Origin of the sequence: Leucobacter sp. G161, from assembly GCF_001482305.1 — a bacterium.
Classification (GTDB): domain Bacteria; phylum Actinomycetota; class Actinomycetes; order Actinomycetales; family Microbacteriaceae; genus Leucobacter.
Genome location: NZ_LOHP01000017.1, coordinates 1 through 22,831, shown reverse-complemented (window position 1 = coordinate 22,831; position 22,831 = coordinate 1). Strand labels below are relative to the sequence as shown.

Below are 22,831 nucleotides of genomic sequence, written 5' to 3'. Positions count from 1 at the left end.
GTCACTCGCCCTGCGTAAACGTCCGCCGATACTCACTCGGCGTCGTACCCAGCACGCGCCGAAAGAACTGCCGCAGGTTCGCTCCCGAGCCGAGTCCCACTGAGAGCGCGATCTCATCGATCCCGAAGTCTGTGTTTTCCAGGAGCTCCCGGGCGAGATCGATACGCGCACGCATCACCCACTGCATGGGGGTGTACCCGGTTTCCTCACGAAACCGACGCGAAAAGGTGCGCGGGGAAACGTTCGCGTGCCGGGACAGCGACTCAATCGTGAGCTGCTCGTCGAGGTGAGTGAGCGCCCACTCCCGCGTAGCTGAGAAGCGCTCCCCGATCGTCGGCGGCACACTCCTGCGCACGAACTGCGCCTGACCCCCGCTCCGATAGGGCGCCGCGACCAGGCGCCGCGCCGCATGGTTCGCCGTCGCCATCCCTAAATCCCCGCGCAAGATGTGCAGGCACAGGTCAATCCCTGATGCGGCCCCCGCCGAGGTGAGCACGGCTCCTTCGTCGACAAACAGGACGCTCTCGTTGACCTGGATCTGCGGGAAGCGCTCCGCGAAGATCCTCGAATAGTGCCAGTGCGTGGTCGCGCGTTTGCCGTCGAGCAACCCGGTCGCCGCAAGCGCGAAGGCCCCAGTCGAGATCGCCGCGATGCGCGCGCCGCGCTGGTGCGCTGCGATGAGCGCGCTCACGAGCGCCGCCGGCGGTTCGTCGCGGTCAGGGTGCCGATACCCGGGAATAAAAATCAGCTCGGCATCCTCGAGCGCTTCGAGTCCGTGCTCGACCGCATACGACAGCCCGTCGCCGCCGCTGACGAGCCCGGGCGTGACACCGCATACCCGCAGGTCGTAGGGCATGCGCGGCCGCGTGGTGAAGACCTGGGCGGGGATCCCGACGTCGAGGGGCTTCGCACCGTCCAAGATGACAACCGCGACGCGACGCAGCCGGTCAACCATGTCGAGTCCTATTCGCCGGTGCGGTTGCGCTGCCGCATTGCGCGCTCCGCCTCACGCTTGTCCTGGTGTTCGCGAAGCGTTTGACGCTTATCGAATTCCTTTTTGCCCTTGGCGAGCGCGATCTCGACCTTCGCTCGACCATCGAGGAAGTAGAGCCGCAACGGCACAATTGTCATGCCGCCCTCACGGGTCTTGTCGTGCAGCTTGTCAATCTGCTTACGATGCAGCAGGAGCTTACGCTTGCGGCGCGGTGAATGGTTCGTCCACGAGCCGTTGAGATACTCCGGAATGTAGGCGGCGTCGAGCCAGGCCTCGCCACGATCAATGAACACGTAGCCGTCAACGAGCGAGGCCCGCCCCATCCGGAGCGACTTCACCTCGCTCCCCGTCAGTACCAGCCCGGCTTCATACGTATCGAAGATGAGGTAGTCGTGGCGCGCCTTTTTGTTTGAGGCGATGAGCTTCTCACCGGTCTCCTTAGGCATGTTCACTTCCTCCCGTGGTCTGGCACGCGGGTGCGCGCAAGGATCCAGCCTAGCGGAGCGGCGCGGCGTCGTGCGAACTGCGGTGATTCGCAGGGCACGACAACCGCGTGAGCGCTACACCCGCAGATATCTCGTGATGGCGATCTTCGCCGCGATCGCGGAGAGGATCACGCCCAGGGCGATGAGGATCGGTGGCACGATGAGCGATTGCTCGACCGTGATGTAACTCGTGAATGGCACTTCCTGCACGAGGAAGCCCTGCACGAAGAACTTCACGATCGCAACGGATGCTGCCCCGGCAAGGACCGCACCTATCAGGGCCGCGATGATCCCCTCGAGAATGAACGGTGTCTGGATAAATCTGTTTGAAGCGCCGACGAGACGCATGATGCCGATCTCCCGCCGTCGCGAGAACGCGGACAGTCGAATCGTGGTCGAGATGAGCAGCATCGCAGCAATCAACATGAGTCCCGCAATGCCGATCGCCGTGTAGCTGGCGACGCCGAGGAACAGGAAGATGCGATCAAGCAAACTCTGCTGGTCCTTCACGCTCTGCACCCCGGGGATACCCGTGAACGTCTCGAGAATGATCTGCGACTTCGCGGCGTCCTTGAGCTTCACCCAGTAGGTCTGGTTCAGCTGGTCGGGGCTCGTCACGTCGAGGATCGGATTGCCCTCGAACTGCTGCGTGAACTCCTCGTATGCCTGATCGTGGTCGAGGAAGAAGTAGTCGTCGATGTACGGCGCGAGCACCTCAGAGTTCAGCGCTTCTTCGACGGCGGCGATCTGATCCTCACCGGCATCTGTGCCGTCACACGTGGCGCTGCGATCGTGCTCCGTGCACAGGTACACCGCGACCTGGGCCCGGTCGTACCAGAACGACTTCATCTGCTGGACCTGCTGCTGCATGAGGATCGCCGCACCGACAAAGGTGAGCGACACAAAGGTCACCAGAATGACGGAGATCACCACGGAGAGGTTGCGGCGAAGTCCGCTCCACACCTCGCCAAATACGAGCCTGAATCTCATCGGGTCGGCCCCACATTTCCCTGGTCTTCGTCACTCAGGCCGAGGCGCTCAGCGAAGCCGCCCGACTCTGCAACCTGCACGGTACTCTCCACGTCCGGTTCAAGGAACGACGGAATGCGTTTGCCCGGCACCGCCTCGTCTGGTGGCGGCGGGACGGTCAAGTCGCTCGGCTCTTCGAGGCGTGTCGCGAGTGGATCATCAATGTCGTCAGCCGCTGACTCTGCCGCGGCGGATGGCAAGGGTTCAAAGAGCTCCGCAGCAACGGCCTCCACTGCGGCATCCGCAGCGTCTTGCGTTTCCATTCGGTCGACATCCGGGGCGAGCGCCGCACGGACAACCGCTTCGGTGGTGCGGAGCACCCGTGCGCCGGTCTCACTGAGCTCGGCAACCGGAATCGACGCGGTGTGGCCATAGCCACCTTCGACGTCGTCGCGAACGACAACGCCCTGCGACAGCTCGACGACGCGCTGCTGCATGATGTCCACGAAGGTCGCCTCGTGGGTGGCCATGACCACAGTCGTGCCAGCAGCGTTAATGGACTTGAGTAGCTGCATGATCCCGAGGCTCGTTGCCGGGTCCAGGTTGCCTGTGGGCTCGTCCGCGAGCAAGATGGCTGGCTTGTTCACGATCGCGCGCGCGATCGCGACGCGCTGCTGTTCGCCGCCCGAGAGCTCATGGGGGAAGCGCTTGGCTTTGCCGGTGAGGCCGACCATTTCAAGCGTGTCAGGCACCGCTTCCTGGATGAAGCCGCGTGACTTCCCGATCACCTGCAGGGTGAACGCCACGTTGTCGAAGACTGTTTTGTTTGCGAGCAACCGGAAGTCTTGGAAGACGTTGCCGAGCCCGCGACGGAAGTAGGGAACCTTACGCGAGGAAATCTTGCTCAAATCTTGACCCGCGACATGCACCTGACCCGAGGTCGGTCGATCCTCACGCAGGATCAGTCGCAGGCAGCTGGACTTGCCGGAGCCTGACGCGCCCACGATGAAGACGAACTCGCCGCGATCGATTTTAAGATCGATCCCTTCGAGCGCGGGCTTTTGCGTGCCGCGGTACTTCTTGGTGACGTTTTCAAAGAGGATCATAACGCCACAGAGACTACGCGCCGTTGGGTGAATAACCGCTGAGGCGCGCGCGAGTCTCGAGCATTCCCGGCACGCTTTGCGCCAGCTCAGGGCTCCCTGTGGGAAGGCCCGCCCGCTGTTACCGGTTCAGTGAACGCCAGCGGATACCCGCCGCAATGAATCCGTCGAGGTCGCCGTCGAAGACCGCATCGGGCTGCGAGGATTCGTGTCCCGTGCGCAGATCCTTCACGAGCTGCTGACCGTACAGGAAGTACGAGCGAATCTGGTCACCCCAGCTCGCGGTGATGTTGCCAGCCAGTTCCTTCTTCTTCGCGGCTTCCTGCTCTTTCTGGAGCACGAGCAGCCGGGTCTGCAGCAGACGCATCGCGGCCGCGCGGTTCTGGATCTGACTCTTCTCGTTCTGCATCGAGATGACGATCCCGGTGGGAAGGTGGGTAATGCGCACCGCGGAGTCCGTCGTGTTCACCGACTGGCCGCCAGGCCCGCTCGACCGGTAGACATCGACGCGAATGTCGTTCTCGGGGATCTCGACCTCGGTTGCCGCGGCAAGCAGCGGGATCACCTCGACCGCTGCGAAGCTCGTCTGGCGCTTGTCCGCGGAACCGAACGGGCTGATGCGGGCGAGCCGGTGCGTACCGGCCTCGACCGAGAGCGTGCCAAACGCGTAGGGAGCATCGACCTCGAACGTTGCCGACTTGATGCCGGCACCCTCGGCGTACGAGGTATCGAGCACCTTCGTCGGGTACTCGTGGTCCTCAGCCCAGCGCAGGTACATGCGCAGCAGCATCTCCGCGAAGTCGGTCGCATCGTCGCCGCCGGCGCCCGAGCGAATCGTGATGACCGCCGACTCCGAGTCGTATTCGCCCGAGAGCAGCGTCTGCACCTCGAGGTCCTGCACGTAGGCTTCGATCGACGCGAGTTCCGCATCGGCTTCGGCCTGCGTGTCAGCGTCGCCCGCCTCTTCAGCGAGATCGCCGAGGACCTCGACATCGTCGATGCGCGCCTCGACGCCGCGCACCTTCCGCACGCGCGCCTGGCGGTGGGAGAGCCCACTCGTCACCTTCTGTGCGGCCTCCGGGTCGTCCCACAGATCGGGCGCTGCTGCCTGCTCCTCAAGCTCGGCGATCTCGCGATCGAGCTTCGGGAGGTCGGTGACCTCCGCGATATCGGCGTAGGTGGCGCGGAGCGAGCGGATCCGGGCGGAGAAGTCCTGTTCGAGCATGATCCCTCAAGTTTACTCACCTGTGAGGATCGGCGCTGCACGCGGCCCGGGTTCTCCCCCGGCTCAGATCACGAGCTGCGCCCCGAGCGAGGCGTGCGGCTCCCCCAGGTCTGCGTCCCTGGCCGAGCGCAGCCGCTGCACGGCGTCCCGGAGATCCCCCGCCGGCGCAGAAAACGGGAAGCGGATGAATCGCTCAAACACCCCGGGGCTCCCAAATCGAGGCCCCGGCGCGATCCGCACACCTGCGCGGGATCCAGCGCGCGCGAGCCGACTCGAATAGTGCCCGCCGAGATCCACCCACGTACTCACTCCCCCAGCAACGCGTGGCATTGTCCACTCAGGGAAGTGCGCGGCAACCTGCTCGGCCAGCACCCGGTACTGGGCAGCATGTTCCACGGCGCGTTCTCCGAGAATCTCGTCATACTGTTCGAGCGCCAGCAGCGCCATGACCTGTTCCCACGACCCCGTGCCGAGATCACCGATGCGCCGAGATACTTCGAGTCGAGCAATGAGCTCGGGGGTCGCTCGGATCCAGCCGACGCGCAGCCCGCCCCACACTGTTTTACCGAGCGACCCGACCGTGATGATCGCATCGCGCTGGTGCGAGTGCTCGGCAGCCGCGGCGAAAGGACGCACGAGACAGGGCGGTCCGAGCGTGAGTTCCGCGGTCGTCTCGTCAACAAGCACATAGGTTCCCTGCGCAGTGAGCGTCGCGATGAGCTCCGCGCGCAACTCCTCCGGCATGCTCTGGCCGGTCGGATTGTGATGGTCAGGGATCAGGTAAGCGAGCCGCGGCGACGTCCGCGAGGCGATGTCGATGATGCTCGCCGCGTTGTAGCCGTCGGAGGCCACGGGGAGCTCGGCGACGAGCGCCCCCGTCGCCGCGAGCGCCTCCCGCGCGTTGGGGTAGCTCGGTGATTCGATGAGGCTGCGATCACCGCGGCGCAAGAGCGTTCGGGCGACGAGGAAGTTCGCGTGCTGCGCCCCCAGGGTCACCATGATTTGCTCTGCCGTCGTCGGTAGCCCTCTCGCGGTGTAGCGATCGGCAATTGCGCGCCGCAGGTCGGACCGGCCGAGGGTGTCAAAGCCAATCTGTTGAAAGACATCAGCGTGCTCGGCGAAGGCGCGTGCGCTGAGCGCCGCCAATCCGCCCCAGGGCGCCGGGCAGGCGGTCGTGAGATCAATCTCCCCGTCACCGTGCTGGTCACCGTCAACCACGGTCCCGCGTTGCGCGCGGATCACCGTGCCGGATCCCTGCCGGGAGTGCACGATACCGCGCTCCCGCAGCCGCTGGTAGCTCGCGCTCACGGTCGTGCGACTCACTCCGAGCGCCTCCGCGAGCGGGCGCTCAGCCGGCAGCGCGCTTCCAACGGGAACCGTGCCGTCCCGCGCCAGGAGCGCGACCGAGTCGCTGAGTTCGAGGTAGCTGTGTCCGTCCCCGCGCCAGTCTCCCAGGAGCTGGACGAGTCTCCGTGCGGTAAGCCGTTGCGCAATCATAAGGCCACTCTATGCAAAGTGGCATCTTGAACACCAGGCCAAAACAGAGTGGACTGAAACCATGCTGTTCCGACTCGCGCGACTGATCCCTGGCCTCCTCCTCTACGGGATCGCCGACGCCTTCATGATTCGCGCGGCCGTCGGCGTGGACTCTTGGACGGTATTCGCACAGGGCATCGCGCAGCACACCCCGCTGAGCATCGGTCTGCTCACCAACGTCATCGGGCTCGCCGTGCTCCTGCTGTGGATCCCCCTTCGACAGCGCCCCGGCCTCGGCACCGTACTCAACATCCTGCTCGTCGGCCCTGGCATCGATCTCGGGTTGTGGCTGTTGCCGACCCCAGAGTCACTCTGGCTGCGGGTCGTGTTCTTCACGACAGGCATGCTGCTGCTCGCGGTTGCGAGCGGCATCTACATCGGCGCCCACCTCGGGCCCGGCCCGCGCGACGGGCTGATGACCGGGATCCACAACCGATTCGGAACGCCAATCTGGATCGGTCGCACGGCGGTCGAACTCCCCGTGCTCGCGTTCGGCTGGCTGCTCGGCGGGAATGTCGGGCTCGGCACCGTCGCATTCGCGATCCTCATCGGCCCGCTCTGCGGCATCACACTGCCGCTCTTCGACCCGGAGGCCCGCAAACTGGCTCGCGAAACGCGAGAGCGGGAAGCGGCCGAAGCCACTCCCCGCTCCTAGCGAGACGCTGCGGGTCAGTCGGTCTCGTGGCCCGCAGGCAGCTTGTTGTACCCGGTGACCGGCTGGATCTCATCGAAGCCCGCAACCTTCTTACGGAAGCCCTTCGTGAGGAACAACAGATAGATCAGTCCGAGCGCGGCCCACGCGACGCCGCCGACGAGCGCTCCAAAGTGCAGGTTGGCCCAGAGCACACCCGTGAGGACCATGCCAATGCCGGGCATCACAATGTAATTGAAGATGTCCTTCGGAGTGCGGCGACGACCCTGCTTAATGGCGAACCACGCGATCACCGACACGTTCACTGCGGTGAACGCAATGAGCGCACCAAAGTTGATGAATGCGGAAATAATCTCGAGGGTGAACGCCATCGCCAACAGGCTCACGACGCCAGTGAGCACAATGTTGAAGGTCGGGGTGTGCGTCTTCGGGTTCACGTAGCCGAAGAACTTCTTCGGCAGCACGTTGTTGCGGCCCATGACGAGCAGCATGCGGGAGACCGACGCGTGCGACGCGAGGCCCGATGCGAGCGTCGCCGCGAACCCGGCCGCGGTGAGTACGGCCTGCAACACGGGCCCACCGACGAACTGGCCGATGAGCGGCAGGGTTGAATCCTCAACGAACTGCATGTCGCCGCCCGGTGCGAAGACTTCCCACTCCTGGAAGCGGAGCTGTGTGAAGTAGCCCGCGACGAGGAAGATCGCTCCGCCGAGCACGACGGTGAGGAGGATCGCGCGCGGCACGATCTTCGGGCTCTTCGCTTCCTCGACGTACATCGTGACCGCGTCGAACCCGATGAACGAGAAGCAGACAATGGTCGCGCCAGTGAGCACCGCGCTCATCTGTACGCCCTCGTGGAAGAACGGCTGGGTAGAAGCGATCGAGCCAGCACCCTCGCCATCCTGGAGCTGTGCCCAGACCATGACAACAAAGACAACCATGACGACGATCGAGAACACGAGCAGGATCATATTCAGGTTCGAGGTGCCGCGCATCGTGAAGTAGATGACGCTCGTAACGAGGAGACAGTAGAGCACTACCCAGATCCACCCCGGGGTGCCGGGGAACACAGCCTCGAGGTAACTCCGAATGATGAGGCAGTTCACCATGGGAAGCAGCAGGTAGTCGATGAGTGAGGTCCAGCCCACCATGAAGCCGACGTTCGGGTGGATCGACTCGCGAACGTAGGTGTATGCGGAGCCCGCGCTCGGGATCGCGCCCGCCATCTTGCCGTAGCTCACGGCAGTGAACATCATCACGATGAGTGCGACGAGGTAGGCCAGCGGGACCACGTTGTTCGTGTCACGTGCGACGAGGCCGAACGTGTCGAAGACCACCGTGGGAGTCATGGACCCGAGGCCCAGGCCGACGATGGCCCAGAGCCCGAGGTTGCGTTTGAGCGACCCACCGCGTTTCGCGGCGGGCGTGAACGTCTTTGTCATCTGCTCTCCTCAAGGCCGAGAGTCGCATAGGCCTGTTCGCTCCGATGCGACAATATTCGAGCGGGATCGTGTCCCGCCGGAGATCATCTTGCACCCAACGGGGAGCACACGCAAAAGCCCGCCCAACAAACCGAATTATCTTCGGTTCATGGGCGGGCTTTCGCGCGCAACGCTCAACAACAGCTGAGGATTTCGTTAGCGACTTGCCAACTTTTTCTGTCGACTGATATTCACCGACTGCACGATAATCACGAACAAGAGCGCCCCGACGAACACGATCGATGCGAGCACATTCGCCTGCGCTGGCACGCCCTTGAGCGCCGACACGTAGATGAACTTCGGGAACGTCGTTGCCGTACCGGAGTTGAAGTTCGTAATAATGAAGTCGTCGAACGACAGTGCGAAACTAAGCAGCGCAGCCCCGATGATGCCTGGCATGAGCATCGGCAGGGTAATCCGCCAAAACACCTGTCCAGGCGATGCGTAGAGGTCACGGCCAGCTTCCTCAATCGCGGGGTTCAGCGAGGCCACGCGAGCCTTCACCGCGACCACCACGTACGAGATGCAGAACATCACGTGGGCGAGGATCACCGTGCCAAGGCCCTTCTCCACACCAGCGAGCAGGAACTGCACCGCGAGGCCAGCGCCGAGCACCACCTCGGGGGTCGCCATCGGAGTGAACAGCAGCAGGCTGATTGTCGAGCGGAACTTGAAGCGGTACCGCACGAGCGCGATCGCGATCATCGTGCCGAGCACGGTCGCGATGACCGTTGAGACGACACCGACCATGATCGAGTTCGTGAACGCCGTGCACACCTGAGGTGCCCCACACGGATTCTGCCAGTTCGCGAGCGTGAAGCCGTTCCAGACGATGTTGTTACGGCCGCGCTTCTCATTAAACGAGAAGAGGATGACGTGCGCAATCGGCAGCAGGAGATAGATGAGCCCGATCGCCCCGACGACGGGAACAAAGGCCTTGCCCAGACTGAAACGTTTCACAGCAGATCCTCCGCCCCGCTCTTACGGACATACGTCGCGATCATGATGAGGATGATAATCATCAGCACAATCGACAGCGCCGCCGCCATCGGATAATTCTGGGTTTGCAGGAAGTTGGATTCGATGACGTTTCCGATCATCGCCGTACTGGTTCCACCCAAGAACTCCCGCGACGCGACAACGTAGTCGCCGGACATCGGAATGAAGCTCAGCAGGGTACCCGAGACGATGCCAGGCATCGACAGCGGCAGCGTTACCCTGCGGAACGTCGTAACAGGCGACGCATACAGGTCGGACCCGGCCTCCAACAACCGCAGGTCGAGCGCCTGCAGCGACGAGAACATCGGCAGCACCATGAACGGAATGAAGTTGTACACGAGACCGAAGATCACGGAGAAGTGCGTACCTATGAGTTCGCTCGGCAGAATCGACTTCCACGCGAGCGTCCGCAGCAGCATGCTGATGAAGAACGGAGCGACGACGAGAATCAGCAGGACGCCCTGCAGCATCGGCTTCGACCGAACCTTCACGCCGATGAGATACGCCAGCGGGTAGCTGATGATGAGCCCGATAATCGTCGCAGTCAGTGCGTAGATGAACGAGCGCAGCAGGTGCGGCCAGTATTCCGAGAGTGCGACCCAGTAGTTGCGGAACTCGAGCGCAGGAACGTACTGGCCAATGCCACCGGTGTCGGCCGGGGCTTGCAGCGCGGTGATCGCAAGCTGGATGAAGGGAGCGACGAAAAACAGCAGCATGTAGGCGATGCCTGGCGCGAGCAGGAGGAGGACGATCCACCCCTGCTTGCGCGGGTGCTGTTCAACCGCTTTCGTGTTTCCGGAGAATGCCGTAAACGCCATGGCGGTATCCCCCTACTCGGCTCTGGCTGCCTGCGCGGCGATCGCCTGCGTCGAGAACTCCGCGGTGATCGAACCGGTGCCGGTCGCGTCATCTGCCAGGCCAAAGGTGTGCTCCACGAGCCAGCTCAGCCACACCTCGTCGCCGAGCCGCGCGGCGGGCCCAGCGTCAACGTTCTGCGCGAACACCTGCACGGAGCCGAACTCTGGCGCTTCAACCGTGTACTGGGTACTCACGCCGCTGAACGAGACGTCGGTGATGCGCCCCGGGCCAATCACATTCACGCCGGGCTCTTCCGCCGGTGCGCCGCTGTGCAACCGGATCTTCTCGGGCCGCACGCCCACCGTGATCGTCCCAGACGTCCGCTCGGTGCGCGCCAGCGGCACGGTGATCCTGTCGCCGTTGAGCGAGGTGTGAATGGCCTGGTCGCTCTCCCCCGTGACCTGCACGAGGAACAGGTTCGACTGGCCGAGAAAGTTCGCAACAAACACGGTCTTCGGCAGTTCGTAGAGCGCTTCTGGGGCGCCCATCTGCTCGATCCGCCCCTTATTCATCACCGCGACAGTGTCAGCCATGGTCATGGCCTCCTCCTGGTCATGGGTGACGTGGAGGAACGTGAGCCCCACCTCTTGCTGGATCTCCTTGAGTTCCTGCTGCATCTGGCGACGCAGTTTCAGGTCGAGCGCGCCGAGCGGCTCGTCGAGGAGGAGCAGTGCCGGTCGGTGCACGACCGCACGCGCGAGCGCAACCCGCTGCTGCTGCCCGCCCGAGAGCTGGGCGGGCTTGCGATCCGCAACATGATCGAGTTCAACGAGCCGCAACGCCTCGTGCGCCTTGCCGACCGGATCGCCAAGCTTCCGGCGGCGCAACCCAAACGCGACGTTCTCGAGAATCGACATGTGCGGGAACAGCGCGTAGGACTGGAACACCGTGTTCACAGGCCGCTTGTGCGGTTTCAGCGCGGTCACATCGGTGCCGCCGATGCGGATCTGTCCCTCCGTCGGCTCTTCGAGACCCGCGACGAGCCGCAGCGTGGTGGTCTTGCCGCAGCCCGAGGGCCCGAGCAACGCAAAGAAGGATCCGGCCGGAATGGTGAGGTCGAGGTTCTCGATCGCGGTGAACCCGGGAAATCGCTTCTGGATGCCAACGAGTTCAAGATCCGCGCCGGCCTCTGCAAATGAGTTCGTGGTGTTCATGCGTTACAGCCCCAACACCTTCTGGAACTCGGCCGAATACTGCTTATCCTCTTCCGGGGTGAGCGACCGGAAGCTGTGCAAGCGAGTCCAGTCCTCCTCGGACGGGAAGATGAGCGGGTTGTCGGCGTTCTCAGGGTTGAGCTTCTGCATTGCCTCCTGGGTGCCCTTGACCGGCGGAACAAACGTGACGTAGTCGGCCACTGCCGCCATGACCTCGGGGTCGTAGTAGAAGTCGATCATCTCTTCGACGAGCTTCTTCTGCGCGGCCGACGTGCCATTGGGCACGGTGAACGAGTCGGCGGCGATCATGCCCCCGGACTCGGGCACCTCGATGGTCCACCGCGGGCCATCGGGCGACTCGGCGTTCATCATCACGACGTCACCGGTCCACACCATCGCCGCGAGCGTGTCACCCCGCTCGAGATCTTGCGTGTACGAAATTTCCCTTGACGTTTTTGATCTGGCCGCTCTGAATGCCGTCATCGAGCCATTCGATAGCCTCTCCCCACTCCTTGTCGCCCCACTGCCCCGCGGGGTCGTAGCCGAGACCGGCGAGAATCATGCCCATCGTGTCGCGCATCTCGGTGAGCACGCCCACCTTGCCCTTGAGTGACGGCTGCATGAAATCGTCAAGCGTCTTAATGCCGCCAGGCACGGCCTCCGTGTCCCACATGAGGCAGGATGCCGGCAGCTGCCAGGGAATCGAGAATTTGCGCCCCTTATCTGCGTCGAGAGCGTCCCACTGCGTGTCGACGAGATTCGCGGTCACGTTTGGGAGGTTCGCGTAGTCAAACGCCTGAACCTGCTCCGCCTGAATGATGCGCCCGTTCATCCAGTCGGTGAACGTAATGACGTCGTAGCCGGTGTGCTGGCCCAGTTCGAGCTGATCCTTGATCTTCCCGTAGAACGTGTTGTTGTCGTCAATGTCCTCGATGTACTCGACGGCGATGCCGCTCTCTTCCGTGAAGAGGTCGAGGGAATCGTACGAACCGGTCTCCTCGTTGAAGTCGAGGTAGTAGGTCCAGTTACCCCACACAAGCTTCTTGCCATCACCGCCACCGCCAGTGCCGCCACCGCCCGGGGCGCATGACGCGAGTGTGAACGCGCCCAGGCCCGCTGCGCCGACTGCGGCGCCCTTGAGCATCTGACGGCGGTCGAACTGCGCGCTGCGCACCATGTTCACGATGTTCTGAACGATGGGATCTTCGGGGATACGGCGTGCCATGGAAGTCTCCTTTGACTTTGACTCAGCAATCAAACCCAGGGTAGCGCCAACCACGCGCGCCTTTGGTCGTTCCACGAATATTGCACACCACCCACGACGAGGCCAAACCGATAGGACGAATCTCGCAGGTTATTCACGCATTGGTTGCAGTTTGTTATAAATACTGCCGAGAATCCCTGCGTTCACTGCAGGTTGCAGAGCTTTTCGACAGCGCGACCATGCCTCGAGCGCGGTGTCTCACCCGACCGAAGCCGCACGTCGTCCAGGCCCGGAACGGGGCCGAGCAACCTGGCAGGGCAGGGCATATACACAGAAAATCGACACTGAAACAACGGAATCCTTTGCTATTTCCAGCCCGAACTGTCAGAATCAGAAGCGTGAGCAGCAAACGAACCCCCTCTGCCCTCGACTCAACGCCGAAGGCGATCATTGAGCAACTTCAGCTCGACGGTCGTCGCTCGTACGCTGAGATCGGGAAGGCGGTCGGACTCAGCGAGGCCGCCGTCAGGCAGCGGGTACAAAAGCTCACAGATGCCGGGGTCATGCAGATTGTTGCCGTGACAGACCCGATGCGACTCGGCTTCCACCGACAAGCAATGCTCGGCATCCGCGTTTCCGGCGATACCCGGGTCGTCGCCGACCGCCTCGCTGAACTGCCCGAAGTGAGCTACGTCGTTTTGAGCGCTGGCTCCTTCGACATCCTCGCCGAGGTTGTCTGTGAGGACGACGACGGGCTCATCGAGCTCCTGAATGAAAAAGTCAGGGACATCGATGGCGTCTCAGGTACTGAGACGTTCGTCTACCTCCAACTCAACAAACAAAAATACGACTGGGGAACAAGATAACCATGTCTTTCGATCCGACTGCTGCGGTCGACACTGCCGCGCTCCAGGCTTCGGCCAAGCGCCACATGTGGCCGCACTTCACCAACCGCAAGGTGCTCAACGACGGTATTCCCGTCATCACGCGCGCCGAAGGCCACCACATTTACGACGCCGCTGGCAAGGAGTACATTGACGGGCTCGCGGGCCTGTTCGTTGTCAACGCCGGCCACGGCCGCCAGCGCATCGTCGACGCAGCTGCGAAGCAGATGAAGCAGCTCGACTTCATGCCGCTCTGGTCGTACGCTCACCCCGCCGCCATCGAGCTGTCGGAGCGTCTCTCGTCGTACGCTCCCGGCGAGATGAACAAGGTCTTCTTCGCCACCGGTGGTGGCGAAGCTGTTGAGTCAGCCTTCAAGCTGGCGAAGCACTTCTGGAAGATCAAGGGCAAGCCGATGAAGCACAAGGTCATCTCGCGTTCGGTCGCCTACCACGGCACCCCGCAGGGAGCTCTTGCGATCACCGGCATCCCCGACATGAAGAAGTACTACGAGCCGCTGACCCCCGGTGGTCACCGCGTGCCGAACACGAACTTCTACCGTGCTGAGGAAATGGGCGCTCCGTCCAACGACATCGAGGCATTCGGCCAGTGGGCAGCGAACCGCATCGAAGAGGCCATCCTCTTCGAGGGCGAGGACACCGTTGCAGCCGTCTTCCTTGAGCCCGTGCAGAACTCGGGTGGCTGCTTCCCGCCTCCCCCCGGTTACTTCAAGCGCGTTCGCGAGATCTGCGACCAGTACGACGTGCTCCTCGTCTCGGATGAGGTCATCTGTGCGTACGGCCGCGTCGGCGACTTCTTCGCTTCGAAGGCACTCGGCTACGAGCCCGACATCATCACCTCGGCGAAGGGCATCACCTCGGGCTACGTCCCGCTCGGTGCCATGATCGTCTCGGACAAGGTGTCGGAGCCCTTCAACTCGGAAGAGAACACCTTCTACCACGGCTTCACCTTCGCTGGTCACCCGGCGGCAGCTGCTGCGGCTCTCGAGAACCTCGATATTTTCGAGGAAGAGGACCTCAACGGCCGCGTGCGCGAGAACAGCCCGCTGTTCCGTGCCGAGCTCGAGAAGCTGCTCGACATCGACATCGTCGGTGACGTGCGTGGCGAGGGCTATTTCTTCGGTATCGAGCTTGTCAAGGACAAGGCGACCAAGGAGACCTTCAACGAGGCAGAGTCGAACCGCCTGCTGCGCGACTACCTGTCGCCCGCTCTGTGGGACGCCGGCCTCTACTGCCGTGCTGACGACCGTGGAGACCCCGTCATCCAGCTCGCTCCGCCGCTGACCATTGGTCCGGCAGAGTTCGCTGAGATCGGCGGAATCCTCCGCAGCGTTCTGAAGGACGCTTCGTCGAAGATCTAATGATCTAAGACTCCAGTCATGTGGCCCCCTCGCTTCGGCGAGGGGGCCACATGCGTTTGCGGGCCCAATCCCCTCCCCACTGCCCTCCCCACTGCCCCGTTTTATTTGTTCCGACCGCAGTTAGGCACGCACACAGGTCATATAGGAAAACTGGGGTCGGTTAGGACGTTGCCTCGCTCGGTCCCTGCGGTGCACGCCCCGATCCGAACCCGGGCGAACCGCTGCTGGTCACCCGGGCGGGATTCGGATCCCGAAGTCGCCAAGCCTCGCCCCCAGATCCCGAGCGGAGCGCACATGGCGCGCGTCCCAACGCACCATCCGCTTCCCGGTCGCCCCGCGAATATCGTCTTCTCGCCGCTTCTCAGCAAGAACAACCTCGTCGGCGCTCCGACCGTGTCGAGCCGCAGGATCAAGATATTTCACGCTTCCGTCGACCTCACCGTAGGCCTGCTGCCCGAGGAATTCAAAGTCCACCCAGTAGATGCGCTCCTCCCCCACAAACACCGGAACCTGTACCTCGTGCCGCACTCGAAGCCGGGCAAGCTGCAGCCGACTCACGCTTTCGAGCACTGACTCAGCACGTCCGTCCGCGAGGCGCAACACCTGCCGCGCGCTCCGAACTCCGGGTCGCCAGCTCCCCGCAAGCCGAGCGAGCGTCGCCTCGCGCCAGCCTTCCAGCTCCGCGATTTCAGCGCCCCGGTCCATGCGAAACATTGCCCGCACAGCCGCGTCAAGCGCCCCGATCGCGAGCTCAGGCGCCGCGGAGTGCGCCAGGTCGACCACTGTTCGTTCGAGGCTCGTGAAGCGCACACCGGCGATCTCCACAAGCTCCTCAGGATCCAGCGTCTCGACGTGGCGAGCAACGGGACGAGTCGACCGCCCGGGAGATTCCGGTGGAACACTCACGTGCGCGCGCAACCCGTCTAGCCCGAAAAGCGGGAGCCCCCAAAGCGCTGCCGCGGATTCTCGAGCAAAGATCCAGCCCCGCCGTTTGTAGAGCTTCGCATAGGCGAGCGTTACTGCGAGAAGCCGCTGTTCAGGGAAGAGTTTGAGCCACTCTAGGTGATCGATGTACGCGCCGCGGGCGAGCCTCATGAGGCGGTGCGATAGAACTCTGGTCGCGAGTTCACTATCGCTGAGTTCGCCTAGCCCGACGATCTCGCGGCGCAGTCGGATAGCTGCACTCGCTTGGCGGATCCGTTCTACAATGTGTCCTGTGCTGATGTCGATAGTCATGCCAGCAGCGTGATGCGGCCGCGCCCGCTTTTCACCGATGGGGAGTAGTTCGTGGAGGATCCGCGGTCTGACGAGCTGTCGATCCTGCTGGGGAGCACGCTTGTGCGCCTCAACCGCCCCTAGTTATTTGGTCCGCGTCGTTTTCGGGTCGCACAAGGCTCAGACTAGAAAATACGGGGGTGTGGGAAAGTGGGCCGGCAGCCGGCGGCCGGCAGCCGTACCTGGTCCGGCAGCCGCACCAGGGAGGGCCAGCGCCTCCCCTACGATGCCGGCTCGTGCCGAAACGCTCCCCGGTACTCCAACACCGTTCCCAGCAGCGGGCTACGCACGCTCGCGTCGACGATGTTCCGCCCAGCCACGTCGTCGTACCCATCCACGACCTCCGCCCGCACAGACAACAGCGCTGGAAGCCGCACGCGCAGCCGCCCGAGCCGCAGCCACGCCCGCTCAGACACAAGCCGCAGATGGCCCGCATCAGTCACTGAACAGCGCAGTTCAAGCTCGACTCGACGCGCGCTTCCGAGGAGGTTGCGTAGGGTTCCGGGAGTTTCGCCAGGACGGAGCACATCAACAAATCGCTGGTCCCCCGAGCTGAACCGGAAGACACGCTCCGCCCCCAAGCCGAGCCCGCCACCGTTATCCCAGACGACCGTATTCACGACCTGAAATGGCACGTCGAGCTCGAACGCAGTCACAAACAGGTGCGGACCAACAAGCGGTCTCGCGAAGAGATTCAGCTTTCGCCACCGGCTTCCGGCAACCTCGAACTCGCCGGTCACGGCGACCGCCCCTCCAACAACACCCGATCCTGCCGCGTATCGCCGCACCTCAGGGTGCAGCCGCGCGGCCTCAGCACCGAGCGCTTGGAGAAACACTGACCCACCCGGGACAGCGGCACCCGGCTCAGGCCGCGGTCCTGACACAGCGCTCACTCGCGCACCTCCTCGCGGTATGGCTTGAGAGCCCCCGGAACCTGACTGGCCTCGGGAAAGGAACACACAAATTCGCCGCGGTAGCCAAACAGTACGCCGAGGCGTGCGTGACGCACCTCAAGATCGATCACAAAGCACTGCTTCAGATCGTCGAAGTACTCGGTCAGGTACGCCCGCCCCGTCAAGAACCCTGGGAAACGGAACGCGATCCACCCTTCGTAGAAGCGCTGCGCTCCAGAGACCAGCCGCAGCCCGCCGTCTTCGGTCACGGAGAGATCCAGGTCTACCGCCAAGTGCTGATGCGTGCCGAGATAGTCGATGATGCGCTCGGCGGCCTCACTGTAAATCATCGTTGCGTCAAATCGCCGGCGCCTCCCCTGGCCGAGCTCCATGGTGCGCACAAACGTCACCGTCTCGCGGCCGAGGCCGTCAACATAGGCGTAGTTATCGATCTGGAACGGGAGCCCCCTGCCGCTCTCCGGGAACATGATGTTGCGGGTTGCCCCCAGCAGCAGGAACGGTCTCACCCACCACGGGCCCGGGTGGATCTCCCGCATCACCCCGGTACCAACACAGGCGTATCCCACCTCTACGCTCACCCCGAATCGCCGCTGCATCTGTGGGTGCAGGCGCTCAAACTCATCGCCGAGGGCGCGAGCGAAAATGCTCTCGGCGGGAGGGATCGGAAGGGCGGGAAGGGTCACGGTTGTTGGCCTTCTGACGTGTCATCTGATGGCTCGAATCGCAGCCTCGCGAGCGAAGCGGGTGCGGCATCCATGATGGTTGTCGATCCCCCGCTCGTTCTGCGGTCTGCCCCCTCGCGGACCGCGCCACGCGCACCCGGCCACGAACGGCAAGCTCCCGCACGCGCCCGCACACCGCCGAACCAGCCTCGCCACCATCCGACGAGCTCGGGTTCAATGCCGTCTTCCGCCCAGATCCGCAACCGATCGAAGCTCCAGGCGGTGAGCCACCACACAAGACGGCGCGTGACGAGTGGATCGGCGATCCTGCCGACCCAGCCCCACCCGGGCGCGTAGTCATAGCCGGTGATAAATCGCACCCCGTCGCCCTCAGGGATGTATCGCCAATATCCGCGGCCGGTGCCGAGCGGTGAGAGCGGGTCCTTGGTGGTGAACAGCAATGCTGAGGTTCGGGATCCACCGGCCGCCCGTTTCTCGCCGAGAGAGACACCGGTCCCCCTGATCGTGTGGATCCCCAGCCCCAGTTCGTAGCGGAACTCCTGTGCTCCGTCGCCGCGGGACCGCGTCGGCTGGATTGCACTGAACCGGGCGTCCCAGCGTGCGTGCTGCGTGGGATCCTGTGTGAGCTCCCAGACCCGCTCGAGCGGGGCGTCGATGAATGTCTCAACGTACAGCGCGCAGTCTCGGGTGCGGTGCTGTGCGCGGGCCATGGTCACAGCGTACCCGGAAGTGTGAGCAAGCGATGCGTGGCCCAGGTTGCGGGGGTGCGCAGCTCACCTGAGCCACAGCTCACCTGAGCCGAGTCTCACCTGAGCCACATCTCACCTGACCCGCAGCTCACCTGACCCGCGTCTCACCTGAGCCTATTTTTCCTCGATGAGCCTATTGCAGGGCGCATGAGGCTCATACAGGAAAACACGGGGTAGTGAGGATCGCAGGAGCCTGCGCAGGAGCCCGCGCAGGAGCAGGAGCAGGAGCGAGGCCGCGCACGGGCCCGCCCTGCACGAGAGCGGGCCCGCGCACACCCGGCAGCTCCATCCGTCCCCGCGTGCACTTCCCCAAAACAGACAGAAGCCCCTCTCCCGAAGGAGAGGGGCTTCCCAGAGTCACGGGCGATCAGCGTTCAAGCTGACACGCACTCGACCGAAACTTTTCGGCCGGTGCCTTAGCGGCGGAGGCCGAGACGCTCGATGAGCGTACGGTAACGGGCGATGTCGGTCTTCTGGAGGTAAGCCAGGAGACGACGGCGCTGGCCGACGAGAAGCAGCAGGCCACGACGCGAGTGGTGGTCGTGCTTGTGCTCCTTGAGGTGCTCGGTCAGATCCTTGATACGACGCGAGAGCATAGCCACCTGAACCTCAGGGGATCCGGTATCACCGGGGGTGGTTGCGTACTCTTCGATGATCGCCTTCTTGACATCTGTGGGCAATGACATAGGTGATCCCCTTTCTCCAGTTGCGCGGCGCCTTCAGCGGGATGCTTGGGCTCTCTGTATCCGCGGCCGATCTAACGGCAACCTCACTACCTTAGCACCGTTCGTGACCCCAATCGTCACGCACCTCATTCGTGATCGCTGAAACGTCCAGGAAACAGAGATGTGACGCACGTGTCTCGGGAGGGAAACGGCGATGAAACGGCCCGCCCGCAGACTGTGAACACCCGAGCTCACGGTGGAGCCGGACCGCCCGAAACGGGCGAGAACGAAGGGACTCACATGGAAGCAACAGACGTTTGGACGCTGACGAGCACGGCCCTCGTGCTCATCATGACCCCGGGACTGGCGCTGTTCTACGGCGGCCTCGTCCGCGTTCGCTCGGTCGTCAACATGATGCTCTTCAGCGTAAGCGCGATGGGTATGGTCGGAGTGCTGTGGATCCTCTTCGGGTATTCGATGAGCGTATTTGGGGAGGGCGATGGCTGGTTCGCAGGCAGCCCTCTCCGCGACTTCGGGCTCGCTCACACAGATCCCAGCGAGTTCATCGGTGTTGGATTTGGCGCTGTCTTCGCAATGATCACGACGGCCCTCATCTCGGGCGCGATCGCTGACAGAGTCGGACTCGGCTCCTGGGTGCTCTTCGCAGGGATCTGGGCGTCCCTCGTCTACTTCCCTGTTGCCGCGTGGGTCTGGGGCGGCGGCTGGATCTCCAAGCTGGGCGTCTGGCTCGGCACGCCCGACGTGATTGACCTTGCCGGCGGCACCGCGATCCACATCAATGCGGGCGCCGCAGCGCTCGCCCTCGCCCTCGTGGTCGGCAAGCGTCGCGATTTCGCCCCCGGAGCACACAGACCACACTCGATCCCGCTCGTAACCATCGGCGCCGCACTCCTCTGGTTTGGCTGGATCGGGTTCAACGCTGGGCTGGCCACGGAGGCGGGGACCGCCGGCCTCATCCTCATCAACACGCTCGGCGCTCCGGCCGCAGCAATTATGGGGTGGCTTGCCGTGGACACGCTCCGTGGCCGCAAGCCGGGCGTCGTGGGTGCCGCGTCGGGTGCGGTCGCGGGGCTCGTCGCGATCACGCCGGCAGCAGCCAACCTCTCCCCCGCGTTCGCGCTGCTCCTCGGCGCTCTCGCAGGGGCGGCCTGTGCGGTCGCGATCGAGTGGAAGTTCCGCCTCGGCTTTGACGATTCACTCGACGTCGTTGGCTTGCATCTCGTCGCCGGTGTCCTCGGCACCGTCTATCTCGGCTTCTTCGCCCTTTCCGATGGACTGTTCACGGGTGGGGATTCCGGGCTGCTCCTCGTGCAGGTGATCTCAGTCGTCGGCGTCGTGCTGTACTCGTTCGTCGTTTCGCTCGTCATTGCCTTGGGCGTGAAGCTCACCACGGGGTTGCGTGTGCCACAGTCTGTCGAGGACAGCGGGATCGATGCCGCGGCACACGGTGAGACCGCGTACGCGTTGGAGGGCTCCGATCGCACGTAGCGCGTCAGGGTGACCTCGCAGTTCGGCGGGTAGGCTCGGAAGCATGACTGAATCGGTTACTGCCTCCGCCCTTGTCGACATCGCGGGGTCACTCGCCCGGTCAGTTGGCCAGATGATCCACGAGAAGCGCGCAGCCGGGGTGGACGTGGCCGCGACGAAGTCGAGCCTGACCGATGTGGTGACCGAGGCCGATCGCGAAGCCGAACGGCTCCTCACCGAGGGGCTGCGGAGCCTCCGACCCGAGGATGCGATCCTTGGGGAGGAAGGCGCAAGTGTTGCTGGCACGAGCGGGGTGACCTGGGTGCTCGACCCCATCGACGGCACCGTGAACTATCTCTACAACCTTCCTGCCTACGCGGTGAGCGTCGCGGCCACCGTGACGGACGGCGCACCGGGCACGATGTCTGACGGTCGCCGCGCGATCGCCGGCGCGGTCTACGTACCGACGACGGGCGAACTCTTCACCGCGTGGCACGGCGGCGGCGCCTACCTCGACGGGGCCCGGCTCTCGGGCCCGGCCGAGACGGAGCTGCTCTCCACGCTCCTCGCCACAGGTTTCGGGTACACGGTCGAGCGCCGCACGGAACAGGTTGAGGTTCTCCGGCAGGTACTCCCGCGCGTGCGGGACATCCGCCGTATGGGTTCGGCGGCGGTGGATCTGTGCATGCTCGCTGCGGGGCGTCTCGACGCCTACTATGAGCGCGGCCTGCAGCCCTGGGATTACGCGGCGGCGGCGCTCATCGCGCGCGAGTCCGGCGCGGTGGTACGCGGCCTCGGCGAGAACGCACCAGGCGAGGAGCTCCTCATCGCCGGCACCCCAGCCATCACCGCAGAACTCGCGGGCATCATTGCGGAGGCCTACCGCACGCTCCAATGATCTGAAATGATGGGGGCCAGTCGTTCACATGCATTTCAAAGGAGAAAGCCATGCGCAACGTCCCTCGTGACCCCATTATCGCCGCACTCGTGCAGCGGGCTCGCAGCAGCCAGCTCTCCCGGCGTCGCCTCTTACAGGGTCTCGGCCTCGGGGCCGCCGCCCTCGGCGCAAGCTCGCTCGCGGCGTGTGCCGGAGGAGGTCCAGCACACGGCGACGGCTCAGCGGGAACGCTTCGCTGGGCGAGTTGGACGTACTACCTCGATTTCGACGAGGAGACCCAGGAGTTCACTAGCCTGAGCGAGTTCATGGCCGACTCAAACATCAAGGTTGAGTACTTCGAGGACATCGACGACAACAAGATGTTCATGGCAAAGGTGAAGGACCAGCTCAAGCTGGGTACCGACACCGGCTACGACCTCTTCACCCTCACCGATTCCTCGCTGCTCCGCCTCCTCGAGCAAGAGCAGCTCATGGCTTTTGATCACACGCTCATGCCGAATGTCAGCGCGAACATGATCGACCTCGTGCGGCACTCGTCATTCGACCCTGACCGTGAATGGTCGGTCCCTTACCAATCCGGCATGACCGGGCTCGTGTACAACACGCAGCTCTACCCGAAGGGGGTGCGTTCGGTGAGCGATCTTTGGAGCGACGAGCTCAAGGGCAAGGTCAGCCTGCTGAGTGAGCAAGACGACACCCTTGGCCTGGTAATGCTCGAGCAGGGGGTCGATATCACCGGCGAGGAGTGGGGCGAGGACGAGTTCTTTGCCGCGCTCGCGGTCGTCGAGGAACAGATCAAGAACGGGAACGTCTACACGGTGAAAGGTAACTCGTACACGCAGGATCTGCAGAGCGGCGCGGTACTCGCTGGGATGGCCTGGTCTGGTGACGTCGCGATGATTAACGAGGAGGAAGGCGAGGAGGTCTGGAAGTTCGTCGTCCCAGATGCCGGGGCCACGATGTTCATTGATTCCTTCTGCCTCCCCGATCCCACCGCAGCCTACGAGCAGGCCCACGTGCTCGTCGATTACTACTACGACCCCGAGGTCGCCGCCCAGGTCGCCGAGTACGTGCAGTATGTGACGCCGGTCAAGGGCGCGCGCGAGGCGATGGAGAAGCTCAACCCCGAGATGGCCGAGAACACCCTAAGCTTTCACGACGAGGACATGAGCGCCAGGGTGCACGACATGCGCACGCCGACCGCGCAGGAAGACAACACCTACGCTCAGGCCTACC

General features: G+C 63.7%; 23 protein-coding genes. 6 read left to right on the top strand and 17 right to left on the bottom strand.

The genetic code is table 11. From position 1 onward, the window contains the following. Position 1 precedes the first annotated feature (1 nt). From AUL38_RS01655 to AUL38_RS01630, 6 genes are all read right to left on the bottom strand, one after another. Entirely contained in the window at positions 2-955 is a 954-nt protein-coding gene (locus AUL38_RS01655; protein ID WP_059058674.1) for a GlxA family transcriptional regulator, read from the bottom strand. A gap of 8 nt (positions 956-963) precedes the next feature. Next, complete coding sequence (gene smpB / locus AUL38_RS01650; protein ID WP_059058672.1) at positions 964-1,440, bottom strand: SsrA-binding protein SmpB; 477 nt, start codon at positions 1,438-1,440, stop codon at positions 964-966. Positions 1,441-1,554: 114 nt separating this feature from the next. Then, positions 1,555-2,469 carry a permease-like cell division protein FtsX gene (gene ftsX / locus AUL38_RS01645; protein WP_059058670.1) on the bottom strand — a complete coding sequence of 305 codons (915 nt, stop codon included), beginning with the start codon at positions 2,467-2,469 and terminating at the stop codon, positions 1,555-1,557. Further along, complete coding sequence (ftsE, locus tag AUL38_RS01640; RefSeq protein ID WP_059058668.1) at positions 2,466-3,554, bottom strand: cell division ATP-binding protein FtsE; 1,089 nt, start codon at positions 3,552-3,554, stop codon at positions 2,466-2,468. The genes ftsX and ftsE overlap by 4 nt, the downstream gene beginning before the upstream one ends. Positions 3,555-3,672: 118 nt before the next feature. Further along, the gene (gene prfB, locus AUL38_RS01635) at positions 3,673-4,776 is read right to left on the bottom strand and encodes a peptide chain release factor 2 (RefSeq protein WP_059058666.1); all 1,104 of its coding nucleotides are present in this window, start codon (positions 4,774-4,776) and stop codon (positions 3,673-3,675) included. 63 nt (positions 4,777-4,839) lie between these two features. Beyond that, positions 4,840-6,273: a PLP-dependent aminotransferase family protein gene (locus tag AUL38_RS01630; protein WP_059058664.1), complete on the bottom strand. Its 1,434-nt coding sequence runs from the start codon at positions 6,271-6,273 to the stop codon at positions 4,840-4,842. A 61-nt stretch (positions 6,274-6,334) separates the two neighbouring features. Here AUL38_RS01630 and AUL38_RS01625 point away from each other — a divergent pair, with 61 nt between their 5' ends. Next, entirely contained in the window at positions 6,335-6,967 is a 633-nt protein-coding gene (locus AUL38_RS01625; protein ID WP_083506510.1) for a YitT family protein, read from the top strand. A 14-nt stretch (positions 6,968-6,981) separates the two neighbouring features. On the opposite strand, the gene AUL38_RS01620 is transcribed toward AUL38_RS01625, so the two are convergent. The 6 genes from AUL38_RS01620 to AUL38_RS17850 all read right to left on the bottom strand — a co-directional run bounded on the left by AUL38_RS01620 (position 6,982) and on the right by AUL38_RS17850 (position 12,681). Next, the gene (locus tag AUL38_RS01620) at positions 6,982-8,406 is read right to left on the bottom strand and encodes an APC family permease (RefSeq protein ID WP_059058663.1); all 1,425 of its coding nucleotides are present in this window, start codon (positions 8,404-8,406) and stop codon (positions 6,982-6,984) included. A gap of 195 nt (positions 8,407-8,601) precedes the next feature. Continuing rightward, a complete protein-coding gene (locus tag AUL38_RS01615; protein WP_059058661.1) occupies positions 8,602-9,405 on the bottom strand; it encodes an ABC transporter permease in 804 nt (267 codons plus the stop codon). After that, on the bottom strand, positions 9,402-10,262 hold the full coding sequence (locus tag AUL38_RS01610) for an ABC transporter permease (RefSeq protein ID WP_059058659.1): 861 nt from the start codon (positions 10,260-10,262) through the stop codon (positions 9,402-9,404). Before AUL38_RS01610 ends, AUL38_RS01615 begins: the two co-directional genes overlap by 4 nt. Before the next feature lie 12 nt (positions 10,263-10,274). Beyond that, a complete protein-coding gene (locus AUL38_RS01605; protein WP_059058657.1) occupies positions 10,275-11,456 on the bottom strand; it encodes an ABC transporter ATP-binding protein in 1,182 nt (393 codons plus the stop codon). A gap of 3 nt (positions 11,457-11,459) precedes the next feature. Further along, a complete protein-coding gene (locus AUL38_RS17855) occupies positions 11,460-11,852 on the bottom strand; it encodes an ABC transporter substrate-binding protein (RefSeq protein WP_255355583.1) in 393 nt (130 codons plus the stop codon). 13 nt (positions 11,853-11,865) lie between these two features. Continuing rightward, positions 11,866-12,681: a PotD/PotF family extracellular solute-binding protein gene (locus tag AUL38_RS17850; protein ID WP_255355582.1), complete on the bottom strand. Its 816-nt coding sequence runs from the start codon at positions 12,679-12,681 to the stop codon at positions 11,866-11,868. Positions 12,682-13,058: 377 nt separating this feature from the next. Between AUL38_RS17850 and AUL38_RS01595 the strand changes: the two genes are divergently transcribed. After that, positions 13,059-13,526 carry an Lrp/AsnC family transcriptional regulator gene (locus AUL38_RS01595; protein WP_059058656.1) on the top strand — a complete coding sequence of 156 codons (468 nt, stop codon included), beginning with the start codon at positions 13,059-13,061 and terminating at the stop codon, positions 13,524-13,526. 2 nt (positions 13,527-13,528) lie between these two features. Continuing rightward, entirely contained in the window at positions 13,529-14,923 is a 1,395-nt protein-coding gene (locus tag AUL38_RS01590; protein ID WP_059058654.1) for an aspartate aminotransferase family protein, read from the top strand. Between the two features lie 228 nt (positions 14,924-15,151). Here AUL38_RS01590 and AUL38_RS01585 read toward each other — a convergent pair whose 3' ends face one another. From AUL38_RS01585 to rpsO, 5 genes are all read right to left on the bottom strand, one after another. Continuing rightward, positions 15,152-16,159, bottom strand: a complete 1,008-nt coding sequence (locus tag AUL38_RS01585) for a hypothetical protein (protein WP_059058652.1) — start codon at positions 16,157-16,159, stop codon at positions 15,152-15,154. Positions 16,160-16,419: 260 nt separating this feature from the next. After that, a complete protein-coding gene (locus tag AUL38_RS01580; protein ID WP_059058650.1) occupies positions 16,420-17,091 on the bottom strand; it encodes a DUF4166 domain-containing protein in 672 nt (223 codons plus the stop codon). After that, positions 17,088-17,795, bottom strand: coding sequence for a DUF4166 domain-containing protein (locus AUL38_RS01575; RefSeq protein ID WP_235590555.1), 708 nt, complete (start codon positions 17,793-17,795; stop codon positions 17,088-17,090). The genes AUL38_RS01580 and AUL38_RS01575 overlap by 4 nt, the downstream gene beginning before the upstream one ends. Beyond that, positions 17,792-18,505, bottom strand: coding sequence for an SRPBCC family protein (locus AUL38_RS01570; RefSeq protein ID WP_059058648.1), 714 nt, complete (start codon positions 18,503-18,505; stop codon positions 17,792-17,794). The genes AUL38_RS01575 and AUL38_RS01570 overlap by 4 nt, the downstream gene beginning before the upstream one ends. A 455-nt stretch (positions 18,506-18,960) precedes the next feature. Then, positions 18,961-19,230 (bottom strand): 30S ribosomal protein S15, encoded by a 270-nt coding sequence (gene rpsO, locus AUL38_RS01565; RefSeq protein ID WP_059058646.1) that lies wholly within the window; start codon positions 19,228-19,230, stop codon positions 18,961-18,963. 279 nt (positions 19,231-19,509) lie between these two features. On the opposite strand from rpsO, the gene AUL38_RS01560 reads away from it, so the two are divergent. The 3 genes from AUL38_RS01560 to AUL38_RS01550 all read left to right on the top strand — a co-directional run. Continuing rightward, positions 19,510-20,718, top strand: a complete 1,209-nt coding sequence (locus AUL38_RS01560) for an ammonium transporter (RefSeq protein WP_059058644.1) — start codon at positions 19,510-19,512, stop codon at positions 20,716-20,718. 43 nt (positions 20,719-20,761) lie between these two features. After that, positions 20,762-21,595, top strand: coding sequence for an inositol monophosphatase family protein (locus AUL38_RS01555; RefSeq protein WP_059058642.1), 834 nt, complete (start codon positions 20,762-20,764; stop codon positions 21,593-21,595). Between the two features lie 50 nt (positions 21,596-21,645). Next, positions 21,646-22,831 (top strand): PotD/PotF family extracellular solute-binding protein (locus AUL38_RS01550; protein WP_059058640.1); only part of this gene is annotated, 1,186 nt, incomplete at its 3' end.

Coding starts and splice junctions, on each gene's coding strand:
- AUL38_RS01655 (WP_059058674.1), bottom strand. CDS start 955: ATGGTTGACCGGCTGCGTCGCGTCGCGGTTGTCATCTTGGACGGTGCG.
- smpB (WP_059058672.1), bottom strand. CDS start 1,440: ATGCCTAAGGAGACCGGTGAGAAGCTCATCGCCTCAAACAAAAAGGCG.
- ftsX (WP_059058670.1), bottom strand. CDS start 2,469: ATGAGATTCAGGCTCGTATTTGGCGAGGTGTGGAGCGGACTTCGCCGC.
- ftsE (WP_059058668.1), bottom strand. CDS start 3,554: ATGATCCTCTTTGAAAACGTCACCAAGAAGTACCGCGGCACGCAAAAG.
- prfB (WP_059058666.1), bottom strand. CDS start 4,776: ATGCTCGAACAGGACTTCTCCGCCCGGATCCGCTCGCTCCGCGCCACC.
- AUL38_RS01630 (WP_059058664.1), bottom strand. CDS start 6,273: ATGATTGCGCAACGGCTTACCGCACGGAGACTCGTCCAGCTCCTGGGA.
- AUL38_RS01625 (WP_083506510.1), top strand. CDS start 6,335: ATGCTGTTCCGACTCGCGCGACTGATCCCTGGCCTCCTCCTCTACGGG.
- AUL38_RS01620 (WP_059058663.1), bottom strand. CDS start 8,406: ATGACAAAGACGTTCACGCCCGCCGCGAAACGCGGTGGGTCGCTCAAA.
- AUL38_RS01610 (WP_059058659.1), bottom strand. CDS start 10,262: ATGGCGTTTACGGCATTCTCCGGAAACACGAAAGCGGTTGAACAGCAC.
- AUL38_RS01605 (WP_059058657.1), bottom strand. CDS start 11,456: ATGAACACCACGAACTCATTTGCAGAGGCCGGCGCGGATCTTGAACTC.
- AUL38_RS17855 (WP_255355583.1), bottom strand. CDS start 11,852: ATGGTGTGGACCGGTGACGTCGTGATGATGAACGCCGAGTCGCCCGAT.
- AUL38_RS17850 (WP_255355582.1), bottom strand. CDS start 12,681: ATGGCACGCCGTATCCCCGAAGATCCCATCGTTCAGAACATCGTGAAC.
- AUL38_RS01590 (WP_059058654.1), top strand. CDS start 13,529: ATGTCTTTCGATCCGACTGCTGCGGTCGACACTGCCGCGCTCCAGGCT.
- AUL38_RS01585 (WP_059058652.1), bottom strand. CDS start 16,159: ATGACTATCGACATCAGCACAGGACACATTGTAGAACGGATCCGCCAA.
- AUL38_RS01570 (WP_059058648.1), bottom strand. CDS start 18,505: ATGGCCCGCGCACAGCACCGCACCCGAGACTGCGCGCTGTACGTTGAG.
- rpsO (WP_059058646.1), bottom strand. CDS start 19,230: ATGTCATTGCCCACAGATGTCAAGAAGGCGATCATCGAAGAGTACGCA.
- AUL38_RS01560 (WP_059058644.1), top strand. CDS start 19,510: ATGGAAGCAACAGACGTTTGGACGCTGACGAGCACGGCCCTCGTGCTC.
- AUL38_RS01555 (WP_059058642.1), top strand. CDS start 20,762: ATGACTGAATCGGTTACTGCCTCCGCCCTTGTCGACATCGCGGGGTCA.